The following is a 23600-nucleotide window of genomic DNA, read 5'->3' as shown; positions in this document are numbered from 1 at the left end:
TTTTTACATGGCGGTTAGGCAAGACAACGGGGGTAAGATCATGAGCATGCTGGAGAAGGACCTGCAGGAGGTTGACCTTGAGACTGCGGAGGAGGCATTGGATGATGCCGAGGAGACCGCCAACGAAGAGGAAGATGCCTTCGAAAAAGCACTGGGGCGTGAAGATCGACAGTCGACCCAGAGCCTGGACGCTACGCAAATTTATCTCAACGAAATCGGTTTTTCGCCGCTTTTGACGCCGGAAGAGGAGGTTTATTACGGCCGGCTGGCGCGCAAGGGAGACCCGATGGGTCGCTCGCGGATGATCGAATCCAACCTGCGCCTGGTGGTCAAGATCGCCAGACGCTACCTCAATCGGGGTTTGACGCTGCTCGATCTGATCGAGGAGGGCAACCTAGGGCTCATTCGCGCCGTGGAGAAGTTCGACCCCGAGCGCGGTTTTCGCTTTTCGACCTACGCCACCTGGTGGATTCGCCAAACGATCGAGCGGGCGCTGATGAATCAGACGCGCACCATTCGTTTGCCCATCCATGTGGTCAAGGAGCTCAACATCTATCTGCGCGCCGCTCGTGAGCTGACTCAAAAGCTCGATCACGAGGCGACCGCTGAAGAGATCGCCGAGCACTTGGATAAACCGGTGGGCACGGTCAAGAAAATGCTGGGCTTGAACGAGCGCGTGTCGTCGGTGGATTACCCCATGGGCGGCGAAAGCGACAAGCCGTTGATCGATACCCTGGCCGATGACGACGTCTCCGGCCCGGAATCGCTTCTGGTCGACGGTGACGTGCGTGAGCACGTCGATCACTGGCTCGATGAGCTCAGTGAAAAGCAGCGCGAAGTCGTGGTTCGCCGTTTTGGCCTGCGTGGCCACGAGTCGGCGACTCTCGAAGAGGTCGGCGCTGAAATCGGCTTAACCCGTGAGCGGGTTCGTCAAATCCAGGTCGAAGCGCTAAAGAAGCTTCGCCGCTCGCTGGAAAAACAGGGCCTTTCTCTCGACGCCATCTTCGAGAACTAAGCCTTAACGCACTGCTTCCCGCGAGACTTGCCCACGGCAAGACAGGGCGCACCGGCCAGCCGGTGCGCCGGCATTCAAGCAGATGACCCGGCCCAATACGTTGGGCTTTTTTATACCCGAATGAAACCCACAGGCGCCGTGTCAGCGCCTGGTAAGTGAGAAGAGCAATGCGCCCTCTGGCGGCCCATATCGATCTCGACGCGCTGCGTCACAACTACCGCGTGGCCGCCGGCTGCGCGCCCCAAAGCCAGTCCGTGGCGGTGATCAAGGCCAACGCCTACGGCCACGGCGCGCTTGCCTGCGCTCGTGCGCTTGAGCCGCTCGCCCCGGCGCTGGCGGTGGCGTGTATCGAAGAGGCGATCACGCTGCGCGAAGGCGGCATCACCGCCCCCATCGTGTTGCTCGAGGGCTTCTTCGACGCCGAAGAGCTCGCTCTGGTCGATGCCCACGGCCTGTGGACCAGCGTGCACAGCGACTGGCAAATCGAAGCGCTTTTGGCGTTTACGCCTCAAACGCCGATCCCCGTCTGGGTCAAGGTCGACTCCGGCATGCACCGGCTGGGATTCGAGCCCGACCGGGTAGAAACGATCTGGCGCCGGCTCGAGGCCGCCCCCGGGGTGGGCGAGCTTCACCTGATGAGCCACTTCGCCACGGCGGATGCCGGCGACAGCGGCTATTTCGAGCGCCAGCTCCAAAGCGTCGCAGCGCTTGGAAACGCCCTCGGCGCGCCGCTGTGCCTGGCCAACTCGCCGGCCACGCTTGCCTATCCCGCCGCCCATGGCGCCTGGAACCGGCCCGGGGTGATGCTTTACGGCAGCAACCCGCTGGAGGTGGACAACGCCATTACTCAGACGCTTCGCCCGGTCATGAGCCTGCGCTCGGAAATCATCGCGCTGCGCGAGATCGAGGCGAACGAGCCGGTGGGGTACGGCGGGCGCTGGCGCGCGCCCCGTCGCTCATTGATTGCCGTGGTCGCCGCGGGCTATGGCGACGGTGTCGATCGCCACGCGAGAGACGGCACGCCGGTGCTGGTCAACGGCCAGCGCTGCAGGATCGTCGGGCGCGTGTCGATGGATATGCTTACGGTGGATGTGACCGAGGTGGTGGGGGCGGCGATCGGCAGCGAAGTGACGCTGTGGGGCCAGAGCGCCTGTGGGGCGCTTCTGTCGGTGGACGAGATCGCCCGCCACTGCGATACGATCAGCTATACGCTTTTGACCGGGGTGCTGCCCCGGGTGCCGCGCCGCTATCACGGCGCTTGATCAAGGTTACCCCAATGTCGAAGAAACCCTTTCCCCGTTCGTTCGCTCACCCGCGCTACTGGCCGACCTGGCTTGCCATCGGTGCGATGTACATCGTGGCCTGGCTGCCTTGGCGGCTGAAGCTTGCCATCGGCAAGCTCATCGGGCTGATGGCCTGGGCGCTGATCAAGCGCCGGCGCCATATCACCGCGACCAATATCGCGCTCTGCTTTCCCGAAAAAAGCGATGATGCCCAGCGTCAGCTGGTCAGAAAGACCTTCATCGCCAACGGTATCGGGCTGGTCGAGACCGCCACCGGGTGGTGTCGCCGCGCCGAGGGGTTTCGCCACAGGGTGGCCTACCACGGCGAGGAGCACTTGGCTCGGGCCAAGGCTCAGGGTAAGGGAGTGCTGGTGGTGGGCATACACTTCTCGACGCTGGATCTGGGCGGAGCGCTGCACTCGCTCTTCTTTCCGGCGGACGTGGTCTACCGGCCGCATAATAACCCGCTGTTCGAGCGCTTCATGACCCGGGCGCGCTCGCGGATTTTCGGCCAGGCGATCGACCGCCACGACCTGCGCGGGGTCGTGCGTCGCATCAAGGCGGGCCATATCGTCTGGTACTCGCCGGACCAGGACTTCGGCCGCGATGTCAGCGTCTTTGCACCGCTGTTTGGCCAGCAGGCGGCGACCATCCGCCTGACCTCGAAGATCGCCCGCATGACCGGCGCGCCGGTAGTGCCCTTGATGTTCCACCGCAACCCGGACGACTGCACCTACACCATCGAGTGCTTGCCGGCCTTCGAGAATTTTCCAAGCAAGGACGAAGTCGAGGATGCCACCCGGGTGAACCAGTTCATCGAGCGGGCGATCCGCAAACACCCGGAGCAGTACCTGTGGCTGCACCGGCGCTTCAAAACGCGCCCGGAAGGCGAGGAGAAGGTTTATTAGCCGCGAGCCTTGAGGCCGTCTTGAGCGCCCCTACGCGAGGGCGCCATGAATACGTCCCTGTAGGCTACTTTCGCCATCCCTGGCGAAAGACCCTCGCTACGGGGCGCTCAAGACTGCATTTGGGGTAAAATCATGGGCTACAAAAAAGCCGACGCACAGGCGTCGGCTTTGTCGTTTTCGATCGTTTGATCATCAATCGAGATTGCGCGAGTAGAAGATCTCCAGCATCTCCTTGCGCAGGCGGCTTTCGATGTCGCGCGCCTCCTCGAAGGTGATGTCGCGCCGTGAGGTGCCGAACAGATAGTTGTCCAGCTCGAAATCCTTGAGCAGCATCTTGGTGTGGAACATGTTGTCCTGATACACGTTCACATCCATCATCTGATACGCCTGCTTGGTGTCCTCGGCCAGGTAGTCCTGAATCGAAGTGATGGCATGGTCGATGAAGAGCTTTTTACCGTCGACGTCGCGGGTGAAGCCGCGCACCCGGTAATCCATGGTGACGATATCGGAATCGAAGCTGTGGATCAGGTAGTTCAGCGCCTTGAGCGGGCTGATGTGACCGCAAGTGGAAACGTCGATATCCAGGCGAAAGGTGCTGATGCCGTTGTCCGGGTGGGACTCGGGGTAGCTGTGCACTGTCACGTGGCTCTTGTCCAGGTGGCCGACCACGGTTTCCGGAAGCGGGCCCGGGCCGGGCGTCGTTTGGGCTGCCGGTTCGTCGAGCTCGTGCTCGGCAATCAAAATGGTCACGCTGGCGCCGTGGGGCTCGTAGTCCTGACGCGCGATGTTGAGCACGTGCGCGCCGATGATGTTGGTCACATCCTTGAGAATCTGGGTAAGACGCTCGGCGTTGTACAGCTCATCGATATAGTCGATATACGCGCCGCGCTGCTCTTCGGTCTTGGCGTAGCAGATATCGTAAATGTTGAAGCTTAACGAGCTGGTGAGGTTGTTAAACCCGTGGAGTCGGAGATTATCAGGCAATTCCGCGCCTCCTGATGGCAGTGAAAACACCCCGACGAGCCAGCGCCGGAACCGATTGGCAAATGTTGAGCGCCCCGCGTCGGGCGCGAGGGCGGGCTATTATGCCCCCCCGCGGCCCGCGTTGCATCCCGCCTCGCCATTTTTTTACGACACAGCGTCCTGGATCTCGAAGGAGTGCGTGATGTCGACGCCGCCATTGACCAGCATGATCGAGGCGCTGCAGTACTTCTCGGCCGAGAGCTCGACGGCGCGCTGCACCTGCTTCTCCTTGAGCCCGCGCCCGGTGACCACGAAATGCACGTGGATGCGGGTGAACACCGAAGGCACCTCGTCGGCGCGCTCGGCGTCGATCTCGGCCACGCAGTCGGTGACATCGGCTCGCGCCTTGTCGAGAATGTTCAGTACATCAAACGCCGTGCAGCTGCCCATGCCCATCAGCAGCATTTCCATTGGGCGTGGGCCGGTGTTGCGCCCGCCGTGATCCGGCGGTCCGTCGATCACCACGCTATGGCCGCTGCCCGATTCCGCCACGAACTGGCGTCCGTCTGTCCACTTCACTCGTGCTTTCACGCGGCTCTCCTTTCGACTGATGCTGGGGTTTGAATACGTTTTGAATACGTTTTGAATGCGTTTTTAAATACGTTTTTGAGTATGTTCCAAAGGCGGTTGGCGCGTTGGATAAGGGCGCCGGGCCTACTACCGATGCACGCAGGATAACACGCCTGCCGGTCGAGACCGCCTAGCGCGGCAGCGGCCAGCCGCCTTCATCGATGGCGATGAAGTCAACGATGTCCGGATTGTAAAGATAGACCCACGCCGGGCCAAAACGGGTCGTTAGCGTGACGCGCTGATACTCGCCCTCGTCCGGGGCGTCGATACGGTGATCCTCCAGTACATCGAGCCGGGCAAGCATTGCCTCGTTGATGCGGTAGACCTCCAGCGCAATGCCTTTCGATTCGCGCTGTTTGGCGCCGGGGTAGGGGCCCACGTCGTAAAGCGTAAGCACGCGGCTGGTATCCGCGCCGACGAACTCGGCCGCCTCCAGCAGGTGGGCGTTGTTGAGCCCCTTTTTCAGCGTGCCGTATACGGCGACCAGAGGCGTGACGGCGATATCGTCGGCAAGGCTCACGGTGACTCCCTGGTAAAGCGGTGTGTCGATGACGTTAAAAACTCCTCGAGCGCCTCTAGTCGCGCCGGCGTGCCGACATCCACCCAGTGGCCGGTAAAGTGCTCGGCGCTGACCTGCCCGCGGGTAATCGCCTCTTTTAGAAGCGGCGCCAGCGCGAAGGCGCCGGGGGAGCAACCCTGAAACAGCGCCGGATGGATGACGGCGATGCCCGAGTAGGTGAGCGCCGGCGTATTGAGCCCCGCTTGGCCCTTTTCGAGCGAGAAGTCGCCGTTTGGGTGCTGGGGCGGGTTGTCCACCAGCATCAGGTGGGCGAGCGCCTGCGGCCCAAGCGTCGGGGTGGGCAGGGCGTCGCACCAGACGTCGCCGTTGACCAGCAAAAACGGCGCCTCGCCCAGAAGAGGTAGCGCATTGAAAATGCCGCCGCCGGTTTCCAGCGGCGTCTGCTCCACGCTGTAGGTGATCGAGAGCCCGTAGCGCGTACCGTCGCCGAGGGCCTTCATGATCTGCTCGGCGCGGTAGCTTACATTGATCACTACATCAAAAATGCCGGCCCGGGCCAGGTGCGCCAGATGATGTTCGATCAGCGCCTTGCCGCCGACCGGTAGCAGAGGCTTGGGGCAGGTGTCGGTCAGCGGGCGCATGCGCGTACCGAGCCCGGCGGCCAGAATCATCGCCTTCATGGCGAAACTTCCAGCTTGTCGGCGATGGCCGGGCGCAGCGTGTCGCGCGCCCAGCGGGCGAAATCGTCGTGGTTTGAAAGCCCGGCCAGGCTGTCCTCAAGGTGATCCAGAAAGTGGGGTAGCCGCTCGAGGTAGCCGGTTTTGCCATCGCGCAGGGTCAGGCGGCAGAAAATGCCCAGCACCTTCAGCGAGCGCTGGGCGGCCATCGCGCGACACCAGCGCAAAAACGTCGCCGCATCGACGCTTGCCGGTAGGCGCCCGTCCTGGCGCGCCCGGGCGTGAAACGCCAGCGCCAGCGCGTCGAAATCATCCGCGTTGAAGCGCCAGTAGCGCCCGCAAAGAAGCGAAATGACGTCATAAGTGACGGGACCGGCCACCGCGTCCTGGAAATCGATCATGTAAAGGCGGCCCGCGTGGGGCATGAGGTTCATGGCGTCGAAGTCTCGATGTACACTCACCACCGGCTGCTCGAGCGCCAGCCGCGCCAGGTCGCCCTCCAGGGCGGCGAGCGAGGCCGGTACCTCGAGTCCGAGCCAGCCTTTCAGGCACCACTCGGGAAACAGCGCGAGCTCGCGGCGCGCCAGCGCCTCATCAAATGCCGGCAACGTGCCCGGGTCCATGGCGTTTTGCAGCGCGCTCACAAGCCCGAGCGCCTGAGCCGAGTGCTCAAGCACGCTCGCGGCATCGGTGAATCTGGCCTGAAGCGGCGTGTCGCCCAGGTCCTCGAGCAGTAGAAAGCCCTGGTCCAGATCCACCTGATAAATGGCGGGCACCGGCAGATTGGCCGCGTGAAGCCGCCGACCGATCGCCACGAACGGGGCGGAGTCCTCTTGCTCGGGCGGGGCGTCCATGACAATTTGTGTTTCGCCGGAGGGAAGTCTCAGGCGAAAATAGCGGCGAAAACTCGCATCGCCCCCGGCGGGGGCGAGGGTAAGGGCGGTCGAATCGAGACCGTGCTGGTCGGCGACCCACTTGGTGAGGGCGTCAAACCTGGATGTGGACATGCAAGCTCCTTGCTGGTCGGGCATCATGCGAGCTGTATAATACCGATTCTGAATGCCAAGGATAACGAACATGGGCAAGCGATGTACGGGGACGGCGCTGGCGGGGCATACGCTGCTGGGTATTTTTGCGCTCACGGCGACGTCGGCGGTGGCGCAAAGCGAGCCGCTGCCCGCCAGTGCGCTGGACTGGCAGCCCTACCGGCCGGACGAGGCATCCAATCAGCTATGCCGCGGCCGCTACGTAATGCCCGGCTACCGTTTGCCCGCCGAGCAGAACCCGGAAACACTCTCGGTGGAGGCGCAAAGCGCCGATTACGCCCAAAACGGCGAGGCGCTCCTGCGCGGCGACGTGGTGCTGCGTCGGGGCGATAGCGAGCTTCAGGCCGCGCAGATTTTTCTTCCCGCCGAGCGCGAGCAGGTCGATGCCGAAGGGGAGCTTGCGCTTCGAGACGGTCAGGCGCTGGTGCGCGGCGATCAGGCCACGCTGTTTCTCAACGAAGATCGCGCCACCATCGACAACAGCCACTACGTGCTTTACGAGCCGCGCCTGCGCGGCCAGGCCGAGCGGCTCGAGCAGACCGGCGAGGATCAGTACCGGCTGCGAAGCGCCAGCTTCACCACCTGCGAGCCCGGCGAAAACACCTGGCAGATTTTGAGTAGCGACATCCGCCTGAACCAGGCCGAGGGCTTCGGCACCGCCCGCAACGCCCGCCTGCACGTCAAGGACGTACCGGTCTTCTACTGGCCCTGGGTGCGCTTTCCGCTGGACGACCGGCGTCAAAGCGGCTTCTTGTGGCCAACGCTTGGCTTCTCCAACGATGGATTGGACTACGCCCAACCCTACTACTGGAACATCGCGCCCAACCAGGACGCGACCATCACACCGCGCTTCATGACCGACCGAGGGCTTTTGCTCAACGGCGAATACCGCCACATGAGCGAGCAGACCCGCACCCTGATCGAAGGCGGCTACCTCGCCGACGACGGCGGCCGAAGCTCTGGCGATAACCGCTTCGAGGGCGAGGCGCGCTGGTACATCGACGCCCAGCACCGCGGGCGCATCAACGCGCGCAGCAATTACAATTTGCGCTACGGCGGCGCCAGCGACGGGCGCTACTTCGATGACTTTGGCGCCGAGTTCGGCAGCAGCGAGCGCGCCGGCATGGAGCGCCTGGCACAGGTAGACTACCGCGGCGAGCGCTGGCAGCTCGACGCCCGCGCCCAGGGGTTCCAGCGCCTCGAGGACCCGCTGGCCGACAGCGACAAACCCTTCTACCGGCTGCCGAGTTTGACCGCCAACACCACGAATTGGGATCTCGGCGGCGGCTTTTACGGCCAGTGGCGCTCGAATGCGACCTACTTCTGGCGCGATGTGAACGAAAATCTGGTGCCCGAGCGCGAAGCGGCCAACGGCTCGCGCCTTCACCTGACCCCGGCGGTGGGCTGGCGCTTCGAGAAGCCCTGGGGCTACATCGAGCCTCGCACCGAGTTCTGGAACACCGCCTACGAGCTCGACTACGGCAGCCGCGACACCGACCGTGCCACGTCGCCCACGCGAAGCCTGCTGGTTACCTCCATCGACAGCGGCCTGATCTTCGAGCGCGATCTGGAACTCGGCGGCGACGGCTATCGCCAGACCCTGGAGCCGCGCCTCAACTACGCCTTCGTGCCGCGCACCGACCAGTCCGATCTGCCCGAATTCGACAGCTACGAGCGCGCCTTCTCCTGGGACCAGCTCTGGTCACCGCTGCGCTTCTCCGGCGCTGACCGGGTGGGCGATCTCAACCGGATCTCTTACGGCGTGCAGTCGCGGTTGATCGAGGACGACGCCGGGCGCGACCGGCTCACCTTCGGCGTGGGCCAGAGCGCCTACTTCGCCGAGCGGCGCATCGACGAAAACGGCGATCCGGACACGCTTCCGGATCGCCCGGAGGAGAACCCCTTCGTCAATCCGCAAAGCCGCTACCAGGCGACCCGCGAGCGCTCGCCGCTGGTGACGCGCCTAGACTGGCAGATCAACGACCGCTTTAGCACCGGCTACGAGTGGCTCTACGACGACCAGCGCCAGCAGACCGAGCGCTCCAGCGTCGACGTTCGCTACCGCCATCCCGAGGGCCACGTAGTGAACCTTGGCTACCGTTGGGAGATCGAAGGCTTCGACCCCGGCGTAGTGCCCGGCGACGACGGCTTTCGCGACTACAACCGCGAAGAGTGGGATCTTTCGGTGGGGTACAAGGCTGCCCCGCAGATCGACCTGATCGGGCGCTATCTGTATGACCAGACCAACGACCGGGCGCTGGAACAGCTGGCCGGCGTGCAGTGGAACGACTGCTGCTATGGCGTGCAGCTCGTATGGCGCGAATGGATCGACGACAACGACACCGCCCGTGTGGCCGACGATTTCAGCGACCGCGGCCTGTTTTTGCGCTTCGTTTTCCGGGGGCTGGGCGGCGTTGGTCAAGGCGCGAACACCTACTTCGACCGGGCGATTCCAGGCTACACGCCTTCGCCTTTGTAACTTGCCACTGTCATTTGCCAATAGCATTTGCCACTGCGGCGATGCGTGGCTAGCGTAACGCGCGGCTATTTTTAAGCGACGAAGAGAGTTTTTCCATGATGATGCACAAAATTCGGGCCCAGGGCCGCTTTACACGAACGCTTTCGCGGCTGACCACGGTCGGGGCGCTGGCGCTTAGCCTGGGCGCCGGCGCGGCGCTAACCAGCACCCAGGTGCTGGCCCAGAGCTTTCAAAACAGCCAGCGCCAGACGCTCGATAGCGTCGCGGCGGTGGTCAACGACGGCGTGATCATGCAAAGCGAGCTAGATGATCGCGTCAATCAGATCGAGCAGCAGGCCCAGGCCCAAGGCGGCGAGCTGCCGCCGCGGCGCCAGCTCACCCAGCAGGTGCTCGAGCGCATGGTGCTCGACGAAATCCAGCTGCAGATGGCGCGTGATGCGAATCTCAATGTCGACGACACCGAACTCAACCGTCAACTGCGCAGCATTGCCGAATCCAACGGCATGAGTCTTGATGGCTTCGCTGACGCCCTTGAGGCCGACGGGCTGAGCCTGGCCGAGGTGCGCGAGGATGTGCGCCGCGAAATGCTGATGCGTCAGGTGCAGCAGCGTCAGATCCAGCAGCGCGTCAACGTCAGCGAGCGCGAGGTCGACCGCTTTATCGAGCAGCAGCCCGGCCAGCAAGGCCAGTCCTTCATCGAGGAGAGCCAGGCGCGCCACATTCTCGTCGCGCTGACCCCGACCCGCGATGAAAGCCAGGCCCGCGCTCGCGCCGAGCAGGTGCGCTCGCGACTGCAGCAGGGCGAATCCTTCGCCGCGGTGGCGCGCGAGTTCAGCGACGACAGCGGCAGCGCCATGAACGGCGGCGACCTGGGCTGGGTACGCCCGGGCCAAACCGTGCCGGCGTTCGAAGAGGCGATGAATAGCCTGAGCCCGGGCCAGATCTCGGCGCCGGTGCGCTCGCAGTTCGGCTACCACGTGATCGAGGTGCTCGATCGCCGCCGTCAGGACGTGACCGACGAGAGCCGCCGCGAGCAGGTGCGCCAAGCGATCTTCCAGCGCCGCGCCAACGAAGAGCTGCAAAACTGGCAGCGCGAGATCCGCGAAGAGGCTTTCGTGGACATCCGCCAGTAATGACCGGCGAGCCTCGTTTACCGCTGCTGGTCACCACCGGCGAGCCGGCGGGCATCGGCCCGGAGCTTACGCTGATGCTGGCCGCACAAAAGCGCCTGCCCCCGGATACCGTTGCCGTCGGCGACCCGCAGATGCTGGCCGAGCGCGCCGCGCGCTTGAAGCTCGACGTGGAGATCGTGACCGGGGAGCAACCGCCGGAAAACGCTGCGAGGCCGCAGCTACCGGTGTGGCCGGTCGCCCTCGGCGCGGCCTGCACGCCCGGGGTGCTGGCGCCGGCCAACGCCGGCTACGTGATCGAGACGCTCGACGTCGCCGTTGCCGCCTGCCGGGAAGGCAGGGCGGCGGGTATCGTCACCGCGCCGCTGAACAAGGGCGTGATCATCGACGGCGGCTTTACCGGCTTCACCGGCCACACCGAGTGGCTGCGCGACGCCTGCGGCGTCGATGAGGTGGTGATGATGCTGGCCACCGACCGCGCCCTGCACGCCCAGCGGGACGGCTGGCAGGGAAGCCGTGACCTGCGCGTGGCGTTGGCCACCACGCACCTGCCGCTTCGCCAGGTGGCGGATGCCATCACCTTCGAGCGGCTAACGCGCCTCATTACGCTGCTTGCCGAGGACCTGACCCGCCAGTTCGCGATTCCCTCGCCGCGCATCGCGGTGTGCGGGCTCAACCCCCACGCCGGTGAAGAGGGGCACCTGGGCTTTGAAGAGATCGAGACCATCACGCCGGCCATCGAGCATCTGAAAGCGCAGGGAATCGACGTTCGCGGCCCGTACCCGGCGGATACGCTCTTCACCCCGCGCCACCTTTGTGAGGTCGACGCGGTACTGGCGATGTATCACGACCAGGGGCTTTCAGTGCTAAAGTATGCAGGGTTCGGCCAGGCGGCCAACATTACCCTTGGCTTGCCGCTGGTGCGTACCTCTGTGGATCACGGCACCGCGCTCGATCTGGCGGGCCTGGGCGTGGCGAGCCCCGAGAGCCTGCTGGTCGCGATCGACCTCGCCAGACACCTTGGCGATCAGCGCGCCGTCTATACTGCCTCGACGCGCTAGCCGCCGGTTCATTCGCCACCCCGTTACACGCTTTATCCTACTCAAGGACTTTCGTTCGATGTCTCAAGCGCCCCTTCAACACCGCGCCCGAAAACGCTTCGGCCAGAACTTTCTTCGCGACCCCGGCATCATTTCGCGCATCGTGCGCGCTATCGGGCCCGCGAAGAGCGACCGGCTGATCGAGATCGGCCCGGGCCAGGGGGCGCTGACCGAGCCGCTTCTCGACGCCGGCGGTGCGCTTGAGGTCATCGAGCTCGACCGCGACCTGATCCCGGGGCTGCGGGTGCAGTTTTTCAACTATCCGGGGTTCGTGATCCACGAAGGCGACGCGCTGAAGTTCGATTTCAACGCGCTCAAGGGCGACGGCCCGGCGCTTCGAGTGGTCGGCAATCTGCCCTACAACATCTCCACGCCCTTGATCGTGCACCTGCTCGGCATGGGCACCGCCGTGCAGGACATGCACTTCATGCTGCAAAAGGAGGTGGTCGAGCGCCTCGCCGCCGAACCTGGCGGTACCGACTGGGGGCGGCTGTCGGTGATGGCGCAGTACTACTGCCAGGTCGAGCAGCTTTTCATCGTACCGCCGGAGGCATTCGTCCCGCGGCCCAAGGTGGACTCGGCCATCGTACGCCTGACGCCGCATGAGTCGCTGCCGCACCCGGCGGATGATCCGGCGCTGCTGTTCGAGCTGGTCAAGCTCGCTTTTGGTCAGCGGCGCAAGACGCTGCGCAATAACCTCAAGGGCCGGGTCAGCGCCGAGACGCTGGAAGCGCTTTCGATCGACCCGGGGCGGCGCCCGCAAACCCTGAGCGTGGCGGAGTACGTGATGATTGCCAACCACGTCGCCCGTCTGGACGCCGAACAGGCGAGCGCCGAGCGGGGTGAGCCGTGAGCCAGCTCGAGATCGACGTGAGCGTCACGCCCGAGTACTGCCTGGAGGAGTCGAGCGTGAGCGAGTCTCGCTACGTGTTCAGCTACACGGTCACGGTGCACAACCAGAGCCCGCACAGCGTTCAGCTCATGGCGCGCTACTGGAAGATCACCCAGGGCAGTGGTGACGCCCAGGAAGTGCGCGGCAAAGGCGTGGTGGGCCAGCAGCCTCTGATTGGCCCGGGCCAGCGGTTTCGCTACACCAGCCGGGCGATTTTGCAAACCCCGGTCGGCGTGATGGAAGGAGCGTACACACTGCTCAACACCTACACCCAGCGCGCTTTTGACGTCGCCATTCCCCCGTTTCGCCTGGCCGCGCCCAGCCAGCTCCACTAGACACGCCGCTGCTCCAGCGCCTCGTTGAGATGCACGCCAAGGCGCAGGGCGAGCTGAACGATCGTCAGCGTCGGGTTGGCGTGGCCCGAGCTTGCGAACACGCTGGAGCCGGCCAAGAACATGTTCGCCTGAGCAAAAATTCTGCAGTCGCGGTCAACGACGCCGCGGCGGGCGTCGTCGCTCATACGCGTACCGCCCATATGGTGGCGCCCGGCGATCTCGCCCTCCTCGGGGAGCGCCACCGGCTCCTGGGCCAGCCAGTCGGCAAACTGCACCCGGCCGATGTTTTCCTCGAGCAGGTACTCGCCCAGTAGCATCAGGCTTTCGCGGATGGTGTGGCGATCCAGCGCCGACTGCTGCCACACCAGCCGGCTTCGCGGCACGCCCAGCTCGTCGCGCTCCTCCATGAGCTCCACCGCGTTATCGAAACGAGGCTCCTGCTCCCAAGCGGCGCGCAGATAGACGCCGTGGGCGCTACCGGCGCTTTGGGTTAGTTGCTGTTCAAGCCCCGGGGCTTCGCGGCCAAGCGCGGCGGCAAGCGCCTGGGTGGCTTCCGGCGCCATGCGGTGCAGGCGAAGCCCGCAGTTGAGAATGCCGCGCTCGGCCATCGCGCGTGGGGTCGGCGACAGGTAGACGTTGTAGTCGGTGTGAAGGCCCAGACGGGCCGGATCGAACAGCAGCGCCTGACCGATGGTAGCGTGCGGATGCTCCATCCAGTAGCGCCCGAGCGTGGTGGTATCAGGCACCAGCCGGCCGCCGCTTTGCGCGTTGCACCAAAGCAGCAGCCGGGAGTTCTCGATACCGCCGCAGGCGAGCACGAAGCTGCGCGCGCGGATCGTTTTACGCTGGCCGTCGAAATCGCTGAAGGTGGCCGTCTCGACCCGGCCATCGCCCACGCTCAGATCCACCAGGTTGGCGGTCAGACAATACGTTAGCGTCTCAAGACCGTTGAGGGTCGCGGCGAACTTGTCCTTCATGCGCGTGGGCGGGCCCAGTGAGAAGTAGACCCGCTCGAGCCCGGCGCCGTCGATCGGCGCATCCGGAGCGATCTCCTCCAGATCCAAAAGCGCGGCCGCCGCTTCAAAATAGGGCTCCAAATCCGCACGGGAGATCGGCCAGGCCGTTTCCGGGGCGGCCTGTTTGGCGGTGAAATCATGGGTGTCCAGCGGACGACACACGCCGCCCCAGTGATTGGTCGAGCCGCCCATGTAGCGAAGCCGAATACTCGAAAGCTCAAGATAAGTATCGCCCAGGGTGTCGCCACGGTAGAGCGCCTGGGAGCGCTCGCTAAAGGAGGCCTCGCCGCCTTCGCACAGAAGCACCCGGCGGCCCTGCTGAGCCAGCGTCATGGCAACGGTGATGCCCGCCGCGCCCGCGCCGATCACGCAGACATCGAAGACCTCCTGCTCGCTTAGCGCGCTAAAGGGCTGATACATTAGCGGCTCGAACCGTCGATGTCGGCGCGGCGCAACAGCCAGCCGTTTTTCAATAGCGAAGGCGCTGTCGACGCTGCCTGTACCAGGGGGTGGGGTACGCCGGCAAGCAGTGCGCCGCCGGCGCCGAGCGAGAGGCTTTTTAAAAGCGCCCGGCGCGCGGGGCTTGTAAGCTTAAGCGACGCGCAGGCCGTCGCCTTTGAATCGATGGGTAGAGCGTGGAGTTCTGGCATGGTCGTGGTCACCCTAAAGCCAACACGGGGTCGTGCTATTTGCCTATAGTAGCCGGACGAACGCTTTCGACGGGCATTTCTTTCAACGCTTCGCACAGGCCCACCACGCCCGCGCTTTTCACGCTGTCGCCGCCTTTTATGCGTAACGGTTTTTACGAGCAACGCTTTTTTACAAGCAACGTTTTTTACGAGTGACGGTTTTTTATGAGAGTCGACGTTTTATGAGTATGTATGCCATCGGCGATCTTCACGGCTGCCACGCGGAGTTTGTAGCGCTTCTGGACAAACTCGCTTTCGATCCGGCCCGCGATACCCTGTGGCTGGTGGGTGATCTGATCAACCGCGGGCCTGGCTCGCTCGAGTGCCTGCGCGAGGTCAAGGCACTTGGAAGCGCGGCGCGCTGCGTACTGGGCAACCACGATTTTCATCTGCTGGTCGCCGCCCGCGGCGGCGGCCGGCTGAAAAAAAACGACACCCTGGAGGCGATTCTGAACGCCCCGGAGCGCGAGGCGCTGCTCGACTGGCTGCAGGCTCAGCCGCTGGCGGTGTTCGAGCGCCGCACGCTGATGGTCCACGCCGGGGTGCTGCCGAGCTGGAGCGCAGACGCCGCCTTGGGCTATAGCGCCGAGGTGCAAGCGATGCTTGAAAGTGAAAGCGCCGGGCAGTTTCTACAAACGCTTTACGGTAACGAGCCGGCGCGCTTCGTCGAGTCGCTGGAGGGCATGGACCGCCTGCGCGCGCTGGTCAACGTGTTCTGCCGCATGCGCTTTATCGACGGTGAAGAGGCGCTTGATTTCGCCGCCAAGGAGGGCCTGGACAGCGCCCCGCAGGGCTTTCACCCTTGGTTTCAGTACCCGCGTCGCGACGACACTCGCTTGGTGTTCGGTCACTGGGCGGCGCTGGAAGGCACAACGCCGGGCTCGCAGATCGACGCTTACGCGCTGGACACCGGCTGCGTGTGGGGTGGGGCGCTCACCGCGATGGATCTCGAGACCCTCGAGCGCGTGAGCGTACCCAGCCAGAAGAGAGGGAGCTGACGTGGCCGTTTGTGATAAGGCGCTCGACGGGCTCGAGGTCTACCGCGTCGGCGGCGCGGTGCGCGATGCGCTGCTCGGCTGGCCGGTGTTCGATAACGACTGGGTGGTGGTCGGCGCCACGCCTGAGCGGATGCGGGCGAAAGGCTTCAAGCCGGTCGGGCGGGATTTTCCCGTATTTCTACACCCGGAAACCTTCGAGGAGTACGCGCTGGCGCGCACCGAGCGCAAGGCGGGCCACGGCTACGGCGGCTTCGAGGTGCACGCAAGCCCGGACGTGACGCTGGAAGAGGACCTGCTGCGCCGCGATTTGACCATCAACGCCATCGCCCAGCGCCCGGACGCTACGCTAGTCGACCCTTTCGACGGCCAGAAGGATCTCGAGCGGCGCCTTTTACGCCACGTCTCCCCGGCGTTTGCCGAGGACCCGCTACGGGTGCTTCGCACCGCGCGCTTTCTGGCCCGCTACGCCGGGCTCGGGTTCACTATCGAAAGCCAAACCCAGACGCTGATGCGCCGGGTCGCGCAAAGCGGTGAGCTTTTACATCTGGCCGCGGAGCGGGTGTGGGTCGAAACCGAGAAGGCGCTGGCCGAGCCACACCCGGCGCGCTTTTTTCAAGCGCTCGACGAGGCCGAGGCGCTTGAAAGCTGGTGGCCGCACCTGGCGGCCCATCTCGACGAGGCGCTGGGGCTTTTGGAAAAGGCACCCTCCGGCGGCGAGCTCGCCCACTGGCGCATGGCGCTTTTGGCAAGCGCCTTGAGCGAGCCCGAGCGCGAGGCGCTGATCGAGCGCCTTCGACTGCCCAACGCCGTCGCCGCGCTTTGCCGCCATGTGGCGCTGAGCCGTCATCTCATCGAGCGCCCGCTTTGCCCGGCGCGCGCCTTCGAGTGGCTCGAGCGCCTCGACGCCTTTCGCAAGCCCGCCCAGGTCGAGGCGCAGCTCTCCCTTATTGCGGTGCTGGCTCCAAAGCTCGAAAAGCCGCTTAATGATGCGTTTCAGCGCGCCCGGAACGTAAGCCCGCAAGCGCTGATGCTCGAGGGTTTTCAGGGCAAGGCGCTAGGGGAGGCGCTGCGCGAGCGGCGCTTTGTTGCAGTCGAGCAGGCGCTGAGCGCAGGAAATGATTAGGGCGAAATCGCCACGCCGCGAAAGCTGAACGCCACCGGCCACAGAGGCTGGTCGCTGAAATCGGCGCGCGCGAAAAGTGTGGCGTAGGGCGTTTTACAGCGCGGATGGCACTCGTTGGGTAAAAGTTCGGCGAGCGGCCTGAGGACGAAGGCGTAGCGGGTGATGTCCTCGCGGGGCAGGGTGAAGCCCTCGAAGTCGGAGCAGGTGTCGCCCACGCTGAGAAGGTCGATGTCCAGCGCTTTAGGGGCGTGGCGCTCGCGGGGCACGCGCGGGTTGAGCGCCGCCTCCTGAGCATTGGTCCACTCGTTGAGCGCCTCTGGACTCCAGTCGCTCTCAAAAGCGACCACCGCGTTGAAGAAGTTGGCCGTGGCCTGACAGCCGACGGGCTCGCTTTCAAACACCCGCGAGATTCTCACCGAATAAAAGGTGCGCTTTAGCGCCTCGAAGCAGGCGCCAAGGTGCGTGGCCGGGTCGGCGTTGCTGCCCAGGCTCAAGCAGACCAGGCTCACGACGCCGGGCGCTCGATGACCTCGGGAATCTCGCCGCGGGTGATCTCGAGCCCCACGCTTTGGGCGGCGGGCACGGCGGCGGGCTTGCGCACGGCCAGGCGTAGCCAACTGATTGGAAACTCGTGGCGCAGGCACTCGCACAGCCGCTCGGCGAAGGTTTCGATCAGGGCGAAGTGATGCTCGTCGGCAAACTGCTGAATGCGCTGGCAAACGGCGCCGTAATCCAGGGTCAGGTGCAGATCGTCGGTGGCCGCCGCCGGGCGAATGTCGGTGGCAAGCGTCAAATCCAGGCGCAGCGACTGGGTGATGGTGCGCTCCCAGTCGTACACGCCGATCACGGTTTCAATCGTCAAACCTTCAATTAAAATACGGTCCATGCGCCCTGTTCCTGTTACAAGTGCTTGTCACAATACCTATCAAGGTCAAAAAAGAGTGTACGTGAGCAGCCCGGCAAACGATACCAATCCGCGCGCGTGTGCCCGGTGAATGCGCTTCTCTGGGCCTTAGCGGGCTATCTGAGCGGCAGCTGGCTTGCCGCCATCGTCGTATGTCGGCTCGCCGGCGTTGCCGACCCGCGCCGGTGCGGCTCGCAAAACCCGGGCGTTTCCAACGTGCTGCGAAGCCACGGGCCGCGCCTGGCGGCGGCCACACTGGCGCTCGACGCCGCCAAGGCGATGCCGGTGTTGATGCTGGCCAAAAGCCAGGCGCTACCGGTGTGGTTGCAGGGGGCGGTGGGTCTATCGGTGCTTTTGGGCCACAGCTACCCGGTGTGGTACGGCTTTCGCGGCGGCAAGGCGGTGGCCTGCGCCTTCGGGGCGCTGCTGGTGCTGGTGCCCTGGGTGGCGCTTTTGTGTGCAGCACTCTGGGCGCTGATCGCCTGGCGGCTTCGCACGGCGGCGGCGGCCTCGCTTGCCTGCGCGCTGGCCGCGCCGCTGCTGACGCTCTGGCTTGCGCCTTTGTATCTGGGCGTGGTCGGCGCGTTCACCTTGCTGGTAGTGGCGCGCCACGCGCTCAATATTCGCCGCCTGCGCGACGGCAAGGAGCCTCGGCTTCGCCGCTAGCGCTTGGGCGGGGTCAGGGTGTCCAGCGGCCAGCGCGGGGTCGCCTGCATGAGGCCGGTGGTGTCGCGCTCGCCGGCGTCCAGGCGCCGGGCGCCCACGTAGGCGATCATGGCGCCGTTGTCGGTGCAGAACCGGGCCCGGGGGTAGAAGGTTTGGGCCCCACGCTTTTCGGTCTCCACGGCCAACCGCTCGCGAAGGCGCGCGTTGGCGCTCACCCCGCCGGCCATCACCAGCCGCTTGAGCCCGGTGTCATCCAGCGCCCGGCGGCACTTGATGACCATGGTATCTACCACCGCTTCCTCGAAGGCGCGGGCGATGTCGGCGCGGGCCTGCTCGTCCAGCGCCCCTTCGGCGTCGAGCTTTTTGATCGCGGTCAGGGTATGGGTCTTGAGCCCGGAGAAGCTGAAATCGAGCCCGGGGCGGTCGGTCATCGGCCGCGGAAAGCGAAAGCGCTTCGGGTCACCGCGCTCGGCGAGTTTTGCGACCTGGGGGCCACCGGGGTAGGCAAGCCCCAGCATCTTGGCGGCCTTGTCGAAGGCTTCGCCCGCCGCATCGTCGACGGATTCGCCCAATAGCCGATAGCGGCCAAGACCGCTGACCTCGACCAGCTGGGTGTGCCCACCGGAGACTAACAGCGCGACGAAGGGAAACGCAGGCGGGTTCTCCTCGAGCATCGGCGCGAGCAGGTGGCCCTCCATGTGGTGAACGCCGAGCACCGGAATATCCAGCGCCCGCGCCATCCCGTGGGCGGTGCTGGCGCCGACCATGAGCGCGCCAACGAGCCCCGGGCCCGCGGTGTAGGCGATACCGTCAAGATCGCGCTTATTCAGGCCTGCCTCCACAAGCACCTGGTCGATCAGCGGTAGCAGCTTGCGGGTATGATCGCGCGAGGCGAGCTCCGGCACCACGCCGCCGTACTCGGCGTGCATGGCGACCTGGCTGTAGAGCGTATCCGCCAGCAGCCCTTGGCCTGCCGGGGCGCGGGTGTCGTAAAGCGCGACACCGGTTTCGTCGCAGGAGGTTTCGATGCCAAGCACTCTCATGGGGGTCTCTTTAAAAGCGTTCAGGATGTGCGCGATTTTATCACGCCGGGCCTTCGATCCGGTACGCGCTTTCACAAGGGGCCGCCTCCTCGGCGTTTGCTGAGTTGACGCGGGGCAACGCTCGACTAGGGTTATTAAAACCCTCGTTCATACACCCAAGGACATCGCCATGCGGCACGCATTCCCCCTCACTCGACGCCGGCTTCTTGGCACCCTGTCGGCGCTGGCGGGGTCGAGCCTGGTGCCCGGTGCCTACGCCAGCGACGAAAGCGATGACAGCGACGAGGCCTCCAGTGACTCGCCCACGCGCTGGTGCATCAAAAACGCCACCATCCTGACCATGGAGGAGGGTAAGGCGCCACTGGAGAAGGCCGATATCTGGGTCGTGGACGGGCGTATCGAAGCGGTGGGTGAGAGCCTGGATACCGGCGACAGCGAAATGATCAGCGGCGAAGGCTGCATCGTCATGCCGGGGCTGGTGGATACCCACAACCATATGTGGCAGACCCAGATGCGTGGCATGTTCGGCCAGACCGAACAGAATCTGTTCTTTCCGCTGACACAGCGGCTGGGCGAACACTTTCGCCCCGGCGATATCTGGATCGGCGAGTATCTGGCGGCGATGGAGAACGTCAACGCCGGTGTGACCACCAGCTGCGACTTTTTCGACAACAACCGAAGTCCCGAACACTGCCAGGCCGCGCTCGAAGCGCTGGGCGCCTCGCCCCTGCGCACGCGGCTGATGTTTGGCAACCAGAGCAAGAGCGGTGGCGGGCAGATCGACCTTGAACACCTGGGCGAGCTTGTAGAGAACTGGGAGCGCTTTAGCGAGCGCGGGCGTCTTTCATTGGGCCTTGGCTGGCGGCTGCCCGATAACCTAAGCAATCAGAACGCCATGGCCGTCAAGCGACGGGAGTTCGATGCGGCGCGCGAGATGAACCTGCCGATCTCCGTGCACGTCAGCGGCGAAAATCACGACGCTCTGTTCCAAGCGCTGATCGACGGCGAGTTTTTGATTCCCGAGCTTCAGGTCGTGCACGCCACCAACGCAAGCGAAGAGCATCTGAGCGCCCTTAACGAGGCCGGCGCCAGCCTTTCGCTGACGCCGATTACCGAGCACCGGGTCGGCTATGGGCTTACGCGGCTGTCGCACTTTGAAAGCGTCGAGCGGCTAGGGCTCGGCATCGACGGCAACGCCCTGGCCGGTAGCGGCGATCTGTTTTCGGTGATGAAGCACGCCGCGCTGACCGAGCTCGGCGCCAGCGAAAATCAGACTAGCGTCGACTGCGAGCGGCTGGTGGCGCTGGCCACGCGCTTGGGCGCCGAGTCGATCGGGCTTGGCGACGAGATCGGCACGTTGAGCCCGGGCAAGAAGGCAGATCTGATCATGCTCGACACCCACCAGGTGGGCCTTGGCATGCTGCCAAGCGAACCCTACGCCTTTACCGTGTTTGCCGCGACACCGGCAAGCGTTTCGCTGGTGGCCGTGGATGGGCGCATCGCCAAACGCGGCGGGCAGCTTGTGAGCATGGACGACGAGCAAATCGCCTCGCGCATCGATGCCTCGCTTTCGCACCTGCGCGACAAGCTATGAGCCGGTTTCGAAGAGCGTTATTCGAAGAACCTTATTTAAAGAACCTTATTTGAAGAACGCCAAAGGCCTAGCGCGCTTGGGAGAAGGGCCAGGCGGGCGCGGTGCCAAGTTTCGCCCGGTTGCAATATAGACGTATCGCGACTAGACTACTCGGCGCTGTAAAAAAGGGTCGTACACTGTATCTACAGATGCTGGATTAAGCGGTGTGCGCACTATCCGAACTCAAGTCTCCTTAAGGTGGTGAGTGCTTAATGCCTTCTGTAAAAGTACGTGATAACGAGCCGTTTGACGTCGCTCTGCGTCGCTTCAAGCGTTCTTGCGAAAAAGCCGGCGTTCTCTCTGAAGTACGTCGTCGTGAGCATTACGAGAAGCCGACAGCCGAGCGCAAGCGCAAGGCAGCGGCAGCTGTGAAGCGTCACGCTAAAAAGCTTCAGCGTGAGCGTAAGCGTTTCGAACGGCTCTATTGATCCGTACCCAGAAACACGCGCCCCGGCGAATGTTTCAAGAGGGATGCCAAACGGCCGCCGTCAGGTGGCCGTTTGTTTTTGAAGACAACGACATTAATGAGTGATCTAACCCAAGTCGCGCTTGGGTTAGGCCATTGACCCTTGCCCCGCGCAGGAACGCCCCTTCATGGCCGGACAGATCCCCCAGCGTTTCATTGACGATCTTCTGGACCGCGTCGACGTCGTCGAGGTGGTGGGCGAGCGCGTTCAGCTCAAAAAGGCCGGGCGCAACTACTCCGGGCTTTGCCCCTTTCATCAGGAAAAGACCCCCTCCTTTACGGTGAGTGCCGACAAGCAGTTCTACCACTGCTTCGGCTGCAGCGCCAACGGCAACGCCCTGCGCTTTTTGATGGAGTACGACAAGCTGTCTTTTCCCGAGGCGGTCGAGCAGTTGGCCGCCCGTTTAGGGCTCGACGTGCCCCGCGAAGGCGCCGATGACCCCCGCGAGCAGCAGCGCGAACAAAAGCGCAAGGAGGGCGTGAGCCTTCTGGAGCTTGCTGGCAGCTTCTACCGCGAGCGGCTGAAGATGCAGGCGGGGCAGAGCGCCCGCGACTACCTTAAAAAGCGCGATCTCTCCGACGAGGTCATCGCCGCCTACGGCATCGGCTTCGCGCCGGACGGCTGGGAGGCGCTCAAGCAGCATCTCAGTGCCAAGGGCGTCAGCGAAGCGGTGCAAATCGAGTACGGTCTGCTGATCCACCGCGAGGATACCGGGCGCACGTATGATCGCTTTCGCGATCGGGTGATGTTTCCCATCCGCGATTTGCGCGGGCGCACGCTGGGCTTTGGCGGGCGCATCATGGGAGACGGCCAGCCGAAGTATCTGAACTCGCCGGAAACGCCGGTGTTTCACAAGGGGCGCGAGCTCTACGGCCTATATGAGGCGCGCAAGGCCAGTGCGAAGCTCGAGCAGCTGATCATGGTGGAAGGCTACATGGACGTGGTGGCGCTGGCGCAGTACGGCATCCACAACGCCGTGGCGACGCTCGGCACTGCGACCACCGAAGATCACCTGCACCGGCTGTTTCGCTTGGTCAGCCGCGTGGTGTTCTGCTTCGACGGCGATCGCGCCGGGCGCCAGGCGGCAAGTCGGGCGTTGGAAACGGCGCTGCCGCAGATGATCGACGGGCGCGAGGCGCGCTTTCTGTTTCTGCCCGAAGGCGAGGACCCGGACTCGCTGGTGCGCCGCGAAGGCGAACAGGCGTTTCAGGACCGGGTGACCTGCGCGATGCCGCTGTCCGAGTTTCTGTTCGAGCAGGCCGCCCAGGGGCGCGATTTGAACACCGTCGAGGGCAACGAGCGCTTCGCCAGCCACGTTCTTCAGGCGATCAACCGGGTGCCGGAGGGCATGCTCAAATCGCTGCTGCTGGAGGCGCTGGCCAAGCGCAGCGGATTGAGCAAGGAGCAGCTCGCTTCGATGCTCGAAAAGCCCGCCCTCGAGCCCGCTCCTGTTAGTGATGAGCCACCGCCGTTCGATGATGGTTACTATCCGGAGTCGGCGCCCGCGCCCCAGGCGGCCCGGCAAAAGCCCAAAGCCTCGAGAAAGGTGCTGTCGACCGTCGAGCGCATCAGCCAGCTGCTGTTGTTCGAGCCGCGCCTTGTTGACGTCGTGCCCGACAACCTCGACTGGCTACAGCAGGGCGACCCGGATGCCGCGCTTTGCCGCGAGCTGGTCACGCTTTTGCGCGCCGGGCGTTACAAAAGCCCGCAAGTGGTGTTGGCGCACTTTCAGGGCAGCGAAGAGGGTCAGGCGCTCAACGCGCTCGCCCGCCGCGAGCTGTTGATTCCCGCCGCAGCCAGGGAGACCGAGCTTCTGGGGCTGATCGAGCATCTTGCGGGGCTCGAGCGCAGACGCTCGCCGCAAGAGGAGTACGAGGCGCTTTTAGCGCTCGAGCGTTCGGGGCAAAAACTGGACAAAAACCAGCGGCAACGTTTGGCAACGCTCGTGGTCGAACTCACTCGCAAGTAGTAGCTCACAAGCAGAAGCTCTTTAGGCAGTAGCAAAGTCAGGCGGGGAAACGTATAAAAACCAAAAGCGCCGGAACGGCGTTTGAATAGCGCGTCGCGAAAGGGGGAAATGAAA

The 23600-nt window shown here is 64.3% G+C and carries 24 protein-coding genes; 14 read left to right on the top strand and 10 right to left on the bottom strand.

From position 1 onward, the window contains the following. Positions 1-40 precede the first annotated feature (40 nt). The 3 genes from rpoS (at position 41) to lpxL (ending at position 3206) form a co-directional block, all read left to right on the top strand. Positions 41-1015 carry an RNA polymerase sigma factor RpoS gene (gene rpoS / locus ACGLWX_RS05080; protein WP_396237857.1) on the top strand — a complete coding sequence of 325 codons (975 nt, stop codon included), beginning with the start codon at positions 41-43 and terminating at the stop codon, positions 1013-1015. A gap of 167 nt (positions 1016-1182) precedes the next feature. Then, a complete protein-coding gene (gene alr, locus ACGLWX_RS05075) occupies positions 1183-2277 on the top strand; it encodes an alanine racemase (protein WP_396237855.1) in 1095 nt (364 codons plus the stop codon). Between the two features lie 14 nt (positions 2278-2291). Next, on the top strand, positions 2292-3206 hold the full coding sequence (gene lpxL, locus ACGLWX_RS05070) for an LpxL/LpxP family Kdo(2)-lipid IV(A) lauroyl/palmitoleoyl acyltransferase (RefSeq protein ID WP_396237853.1): 915 nt from the start codon (positions 2292-2294) through the stop codon (positions 3204-3206). Positions 3207-3398: 192 nt separating this feature from the next. On the opposite strand, the gene speD is transcribed toward lpxL, so the two are convergent. The 5 genes from speD to ACGLWX_RS05045 form a co-directional block, all read right to left on the bottom strand. Then, positions 3399-4190, bottom strand: a complete 792-nt coding sequence (gene speD, locus ACGLWX_RS05065; RefSeq protein ID WP_252106927.1) for an adenosylmethionine decarboxylase — start codon at positions 4188-4190, stop codon at positions 3399-3401. 144 nt (positions 4191-4334) lie between these two features. Further along, positions 4335-4760, bottom strand: a complete 426-nt coding sequence (locus ACGLWX_RS05060; protein ID WP_396237851.1) for an OsmC family protein — start codon at positions 4758-4760, stop codon at positions 4335-4337. 169 nt (positions 4761-4929) lie between these two features. Further along, entirely contained in the window at positions 4930-5319 is a 390-nt protein-coding gene (locus ACGLWX_RS05055; RefSeq protein WP_396237849.1) for a gamma-glutamylcyclotransferase, read from the bottom strand. Further along, positions 5316-5999 (bottom strand): N-acetylmuramate alpha-1-phosphate uridylyltransferase MurU, encoded by a 684-nt coding sequence (gene murU, locus ACGLWX_RS05050; RefSeq protein ID WP_396237847.1) that lies wholly within the window; start codon positions 5997-5999, stop codon positions 5316-5318. Before murU ends, ACGLWX_RS05055 begins: the two co-directional genes overlap by 4 nt. Then, complete coding sequence (locus tag ACGLWX_RS05045; RefSeq protein ID WP_396237845.1) at positions 5996-7003, bottom strand: aminoglycoside phosphotransferase family protein; 1008 nt, start codon at positions 7001-7003, stop codon at positions 5996-5998. The genes murU and ACGLWX_RS05045 overlap by 4 nt, the downstream gene beginning before the upstream one ends. A 70-nt stretch (positions 7004-7073) precedes the next feature. Here ACGLWX_RS05045 and ACGLWX_RS05040 point away from each other — a divergent pair, with 70 nt between their 5' ends. The 5 genes from ACGLWX_RS05040 (at position 7074) to apaG (ending at position 12978) form a co-directional block, all read left to right on the top strand. Then, positions 7074-9521, top strand: coding sequence for an LPS-assembly protein LptD (locus ACGLWX_RS05040; RefSeq protein WP_396237843.1), 2448 nt, complete (start codon positions 7074-7076; stop codon positions 9519-9521). A 101-nt stretch (positions 9522-9622) separates the two neighbouring features. Next, the gene (locus tag ACGLWX_RS05035) at positions 9623-10654 is read left to right on the top strand and encodes a peptidylprolyl isomerase (protein WP_396238184.1); all 1032 of its coding nucleotides are present in this window, start codon (positions 9623-9625) and stop codon (positions 10652-10654) included. Next, a complete protein-coding gene (gene pdxA / locus ACGLWX_RS05030; RefSeq protein WP_396237842.1) occupies positions 10654-11712 on the top strand; it encodes a 4-hydroxythreonine-4-phosphate dehydrogenase PdxA in 1059 nt (352 codons plus the stop codon). The genes ACGLWX_RS05035 and pdxA overlap by 1 nt, the downstream gene beginning before the upstream one ends. A 58-nt stretch (positions 11713-11770) precedes the next feature. Then, the gene (gene rsmA, locus ACGLWX_RS05025; protein ID WP_396237840.1) at positions 11771-12604 is read left to right on the top strand and encodes a 16S rRNA (adenine(1518)-N(6)/adenine(1519)-N(6))-dimethyltransferase RsmA; all 834 of its coding nucleotides are present in this window, start codon (positions 11771-11773) and stop codon (positions 12602-12604) included. Beyond that, positions 12601-12978, top strand: a complete 378-nt coding sequence (apaG, locus tag ACGLWX_RS05020) for a Co2+/Mg2+ efflux protein ApaG (protein WP_396237838.1) — start codon at positions 12601-12603, stop codon at positions 12976-12978. Before rsmA ends, apaG begins: the two co-directional genes overlap by 4 nt. On the opposite strand, the gene ACGLWX_RS05015 is transcribed toward apaG, so the two are convergent. Both ACGLWX_RS05015 and ACGLWX_RS05010 read right to left on the bottom strand, forming a co-directional pair. Beyond that, positions 12975-14414, bottom strand: a complete 1440-nt coding sequence (locus ACGLWX_RS05015; protein WP_396237836.1) for an FAD-dependent oxidoreductase — start codon at positions 14412-14414, stop codon at positions 12975-12977. The genes apaG and ACGLWX_RS05015 overlap by 4 nt on opposite strands. Next, positions 14414-14644, bottom strand: a complete 231-nt coding sequence (locus ACGLWX_RS05010; RefSeq protein WP_396237834.1) for a hypothetical protein — start codon at positions 14642-14644, stop codon at positions 14414-14416. The genes ACGLWX_RS05015 and ACGLWX_RS05010 overlap by 1 nt, the downstream gene beginning before the upstream one ends. Positions 14645-14865: 221 nt before the next feature. Between ACGLWX_RS05010 and ACGLWX_RS05005 the strand changes: the two genes are divergently transcribed. Together ACGLWX_RS05005 and ACGLWX_RS05000 are read left to right on the top strand one after the other, a co-directional pair. Beyond that, positions 14866-15681, top strand: coding sequence for a symmetrical bis(5'-nucleosyl)-tetraphosphatase (locus ACGLWX_RS05005; RefSeq protein ID WP_396237832.1), 816 nt, complete (start codon positions 14866-14868; stop codon positions 15679-15681). A gap of 1 nt (position 15682) precedes the next feature. Next, on the top strand, positions 15683-16804 hold the full coding sequence (locus tag ACGLWX_RS05000; RefSeq protein WP_396237830.1) for a polynucleotide adenylyltransferase: 1122 nt from the start codon (positions 15683-15685) through the stop codon (positions 16802-16804). Here the strand turns inward: ACGLWX_RS05000 and folK are convergent. Together folK and folB are read right to left on the bottom strand one after the other, a co-directional pair. Then, the gene (gene folK, locus ACGLWX_RS04995) at positions 16801-17313 is read right to left on the bottom strand and encodes a 2-amino-4-hydroxy-6-hydroxymethyldihydropteridine diphosphokinase (protein ID WP_396237828.1); all 513 of its coding nucleotides are present in this window, start codon (positions 17311-17313) and stop codon (positions 16801-16803) included. The two genes, ACGLWX_RS05000 and folK, sit on opposite strands and share 4 nt — an antisense overlap. Then, a complete protein-coding gene (gene folB, locus ACGLWX_RS04990) occupies positions 17310-17690 on the bottom strand; it encodes a dihydroneopterin aldolase (RefSeq protein ID WP_252106942.1) in 381 nt (126 codons plus the stop codon). Before folB ends, folK begins: the two co-directional genes overlap by 4 nt. A gap of 105 nt (positions 17691-17795) precedes the next feature. Between folB and plsY the strand changes: the two genes are divergently transcribed. Then, positions 17796-18374, top strand: coding sequence for a glycerol-3-phosphate 1-O-acyltransferase PlsY (gene plsY, locus ACGLWX_RS04985; RefSeq protein ID WP_396237826.1), 579 nt, complete (start codon positions 17796-17798; stop codon positions 18372-18374). Here the strand turns inward: plsY and tsaD are convergent. Continuing rightward, on the bottom strand, positions 18371-19417 hold the full coding sequence (gene tsaD, locus ACGLWX_RS04980) for a tRNA (adenosine(37)-N6)-threonylcarbamoyltransferase complex transferase subunit TsaD (protein ID WP_396237824.1): 1047 nt from the start codon (positions 19415-19417) through the stop codon (positions 18371-18373). The genes plsY and tsaD overlap by 4 nt on opposite strands. 169 nt (positions 19418-19586) lie before the next feature. On the opposite strand from tsaD, the gene ACGLWX_RS04975 reads away from it, so the two are divergent. The 3 genes from ACGLWX_RS04975 to dnaG all read left to right on the top strand — a co-directional run bounded on the left by ACGLWX_RS04975 (position 19587) and on the right by dnaG (position 23486). Then, positions 19587-21011 carry an amidohydrolase family protein gene (locus ACGLWX_RS04975; RefSeq protein ID WP_396237822.1) on the top strand — a complete coding sequence of 475 codons (1425 nt, stop codon included), beginning with the start codon at positions 19587-19589 and terminating at the stop codon, positions 21009-21011. 251 nt (positions 21012-21262) lie between these two features. Further along, positions 21263-21478, top strand: a complete 216-nt coding sequence (gene rpsU / locus ACGLWX_RS04970) for a 30S ribosomal protein S21 (RefSeq protein ID WP_016416934.1) — start codon at positions 21263-21265, stop codon at positions 21476-21478. A gap of 166 nt (positions 21479-21644) precedes the next feature. Further along, complete coding sequence (gene dnaG, locus ACGLWX_RS04965) at positions 21645-23486, top strand: DNA primase (RefSeq protein WP_396237820.1); 1842 nt, start codon at positions 21645-21647, stop codon at positions 23484-23486. Positions 23487-23600 lie beyond the last annotated feature (114 nt).

Origin of the sequence: Halomonas sp. HMF6819 (assembly GCF_044335525.1) — a bacterium.
GTDB lineage: Bacteria > Pseudomonadota > Gammaproteobacteria > Pseudomonadales > Halomonadaceae > Vreelandella.
Note: the sequence above shows the minus strand (reverse complement) of the source record. Positions and strands in the feature narration are given on the sequence as shown.

Coding starts and splice junctions, on each gene's coding strand:
- rpoS (WP_396237857.1), top strand. CDS start 41: ATGAGCATGCTGGAGAAGGACCTGCAGGAGGTTGACCTTGAGACTGCG.
- alr (WP_396237855.1), top strand. CDS start 1,183: ATGCGCCCTCTGGCGGCCCATATCGATCTCGACGCGCTGCGTCACAAC.
- lpxL (WP_396237853.1), top strand. CDS start 2,292: ATGTCGAAGAAACCCTTTCCCCGTTCGTTCGCTCACCCGCGCTACTGG.
- murU (WP_396237847.1), bottom strand. CDS start 5,999: ATGAAGGCGATGATTCTGGCCGCCGGGCTCGGTACGCGCATGCGCCCG.
- ACGLWX_RS05045 (WP_396237845.1), bottom strand. CDS start 7,003: ATGTCCACATCCAGGTTTGACGCCCTCACCAAGTGGGTCGCCGACCAG.
- ACGLWX_RS05040 (WP_396237843.1), top strand. CDS start 7,074: ATGGGCAAGCGATGTACGGGGACGGCGCTGGCGGGGCATACGCTGCTG.
- ACGLWX_RS05035 (WP_396238184.1), top strand. CDS start 9,623: ATGCACAAAATTCGGGCCCAGGGCCGCTTTACACGAACGCTTTCGCGG.
- pdxA (WP_396237842.1), top strand. CDS start 10,654: ATGACCGGCGAGCCTCGTTTACCGCTGCTGGTCACCACCGGCGAGCCG.
- rsmA (WP_396237840.1), top strand. CDS start 11,771: ATGTCTCAAGCGCCCCTTCAACACCGCGCCCGAAAACGCTTCGGCCAG.
- ACGLWX_RS05015 (WP_396237836.1), bottom strand. CDS start 14,414: ATGTATCAGCCCTTTAGCGCGCTAAGCGAGCAGGAGGTCTTCGATGTC.
- ACGLWX_RS05010 (WP_396237834.1), bottom strand. CDS start 14,644: ATGCCAGAACTCCACGCTCTACCCATCGATTCAAAGGCGACGGCCTGC.
- ACGLWX_RS05005 (WP_396237832.1), top strand. CDS start 14,866: ATGAGTATGTATGCCATCGGCGATCTTCACGGCTGCCACGCGGAGTTT.
- folB (WP_252106942.1), bottom strand. CDS start 17,690: ATGGACCGTATTTTAATTGAAGGTTTGACGATTGAAACCGTGATCGGC.
- tsaD (WP_396237824.1), bottom strand. CDS start 19,417: ATGAGAGTGCTTGGCATCGAAACCTCCTGCGACGAAACCGGTGTCGCG.
- ACGLWX_RS04975 (WP_396237822.1), top strand. CDS start 19,587: ATGCGGCACGCATTCCCCCTCACTCGACGCCGGCTTCTTGGCACCCTG.
- rpsU (WP_016416934.1), top strand. CDS start 21,263: ATGCCTTCTGTAAAAGTACGTGATAACGAGCCGTTTGACGTCGCTCTG.
- dnaG (WP_396237820.1), top strand. CDS start 21,645: ATGGCCGGACAGATCCCCCAGCGTTTCATTGACGATCTTCTGGACCGC.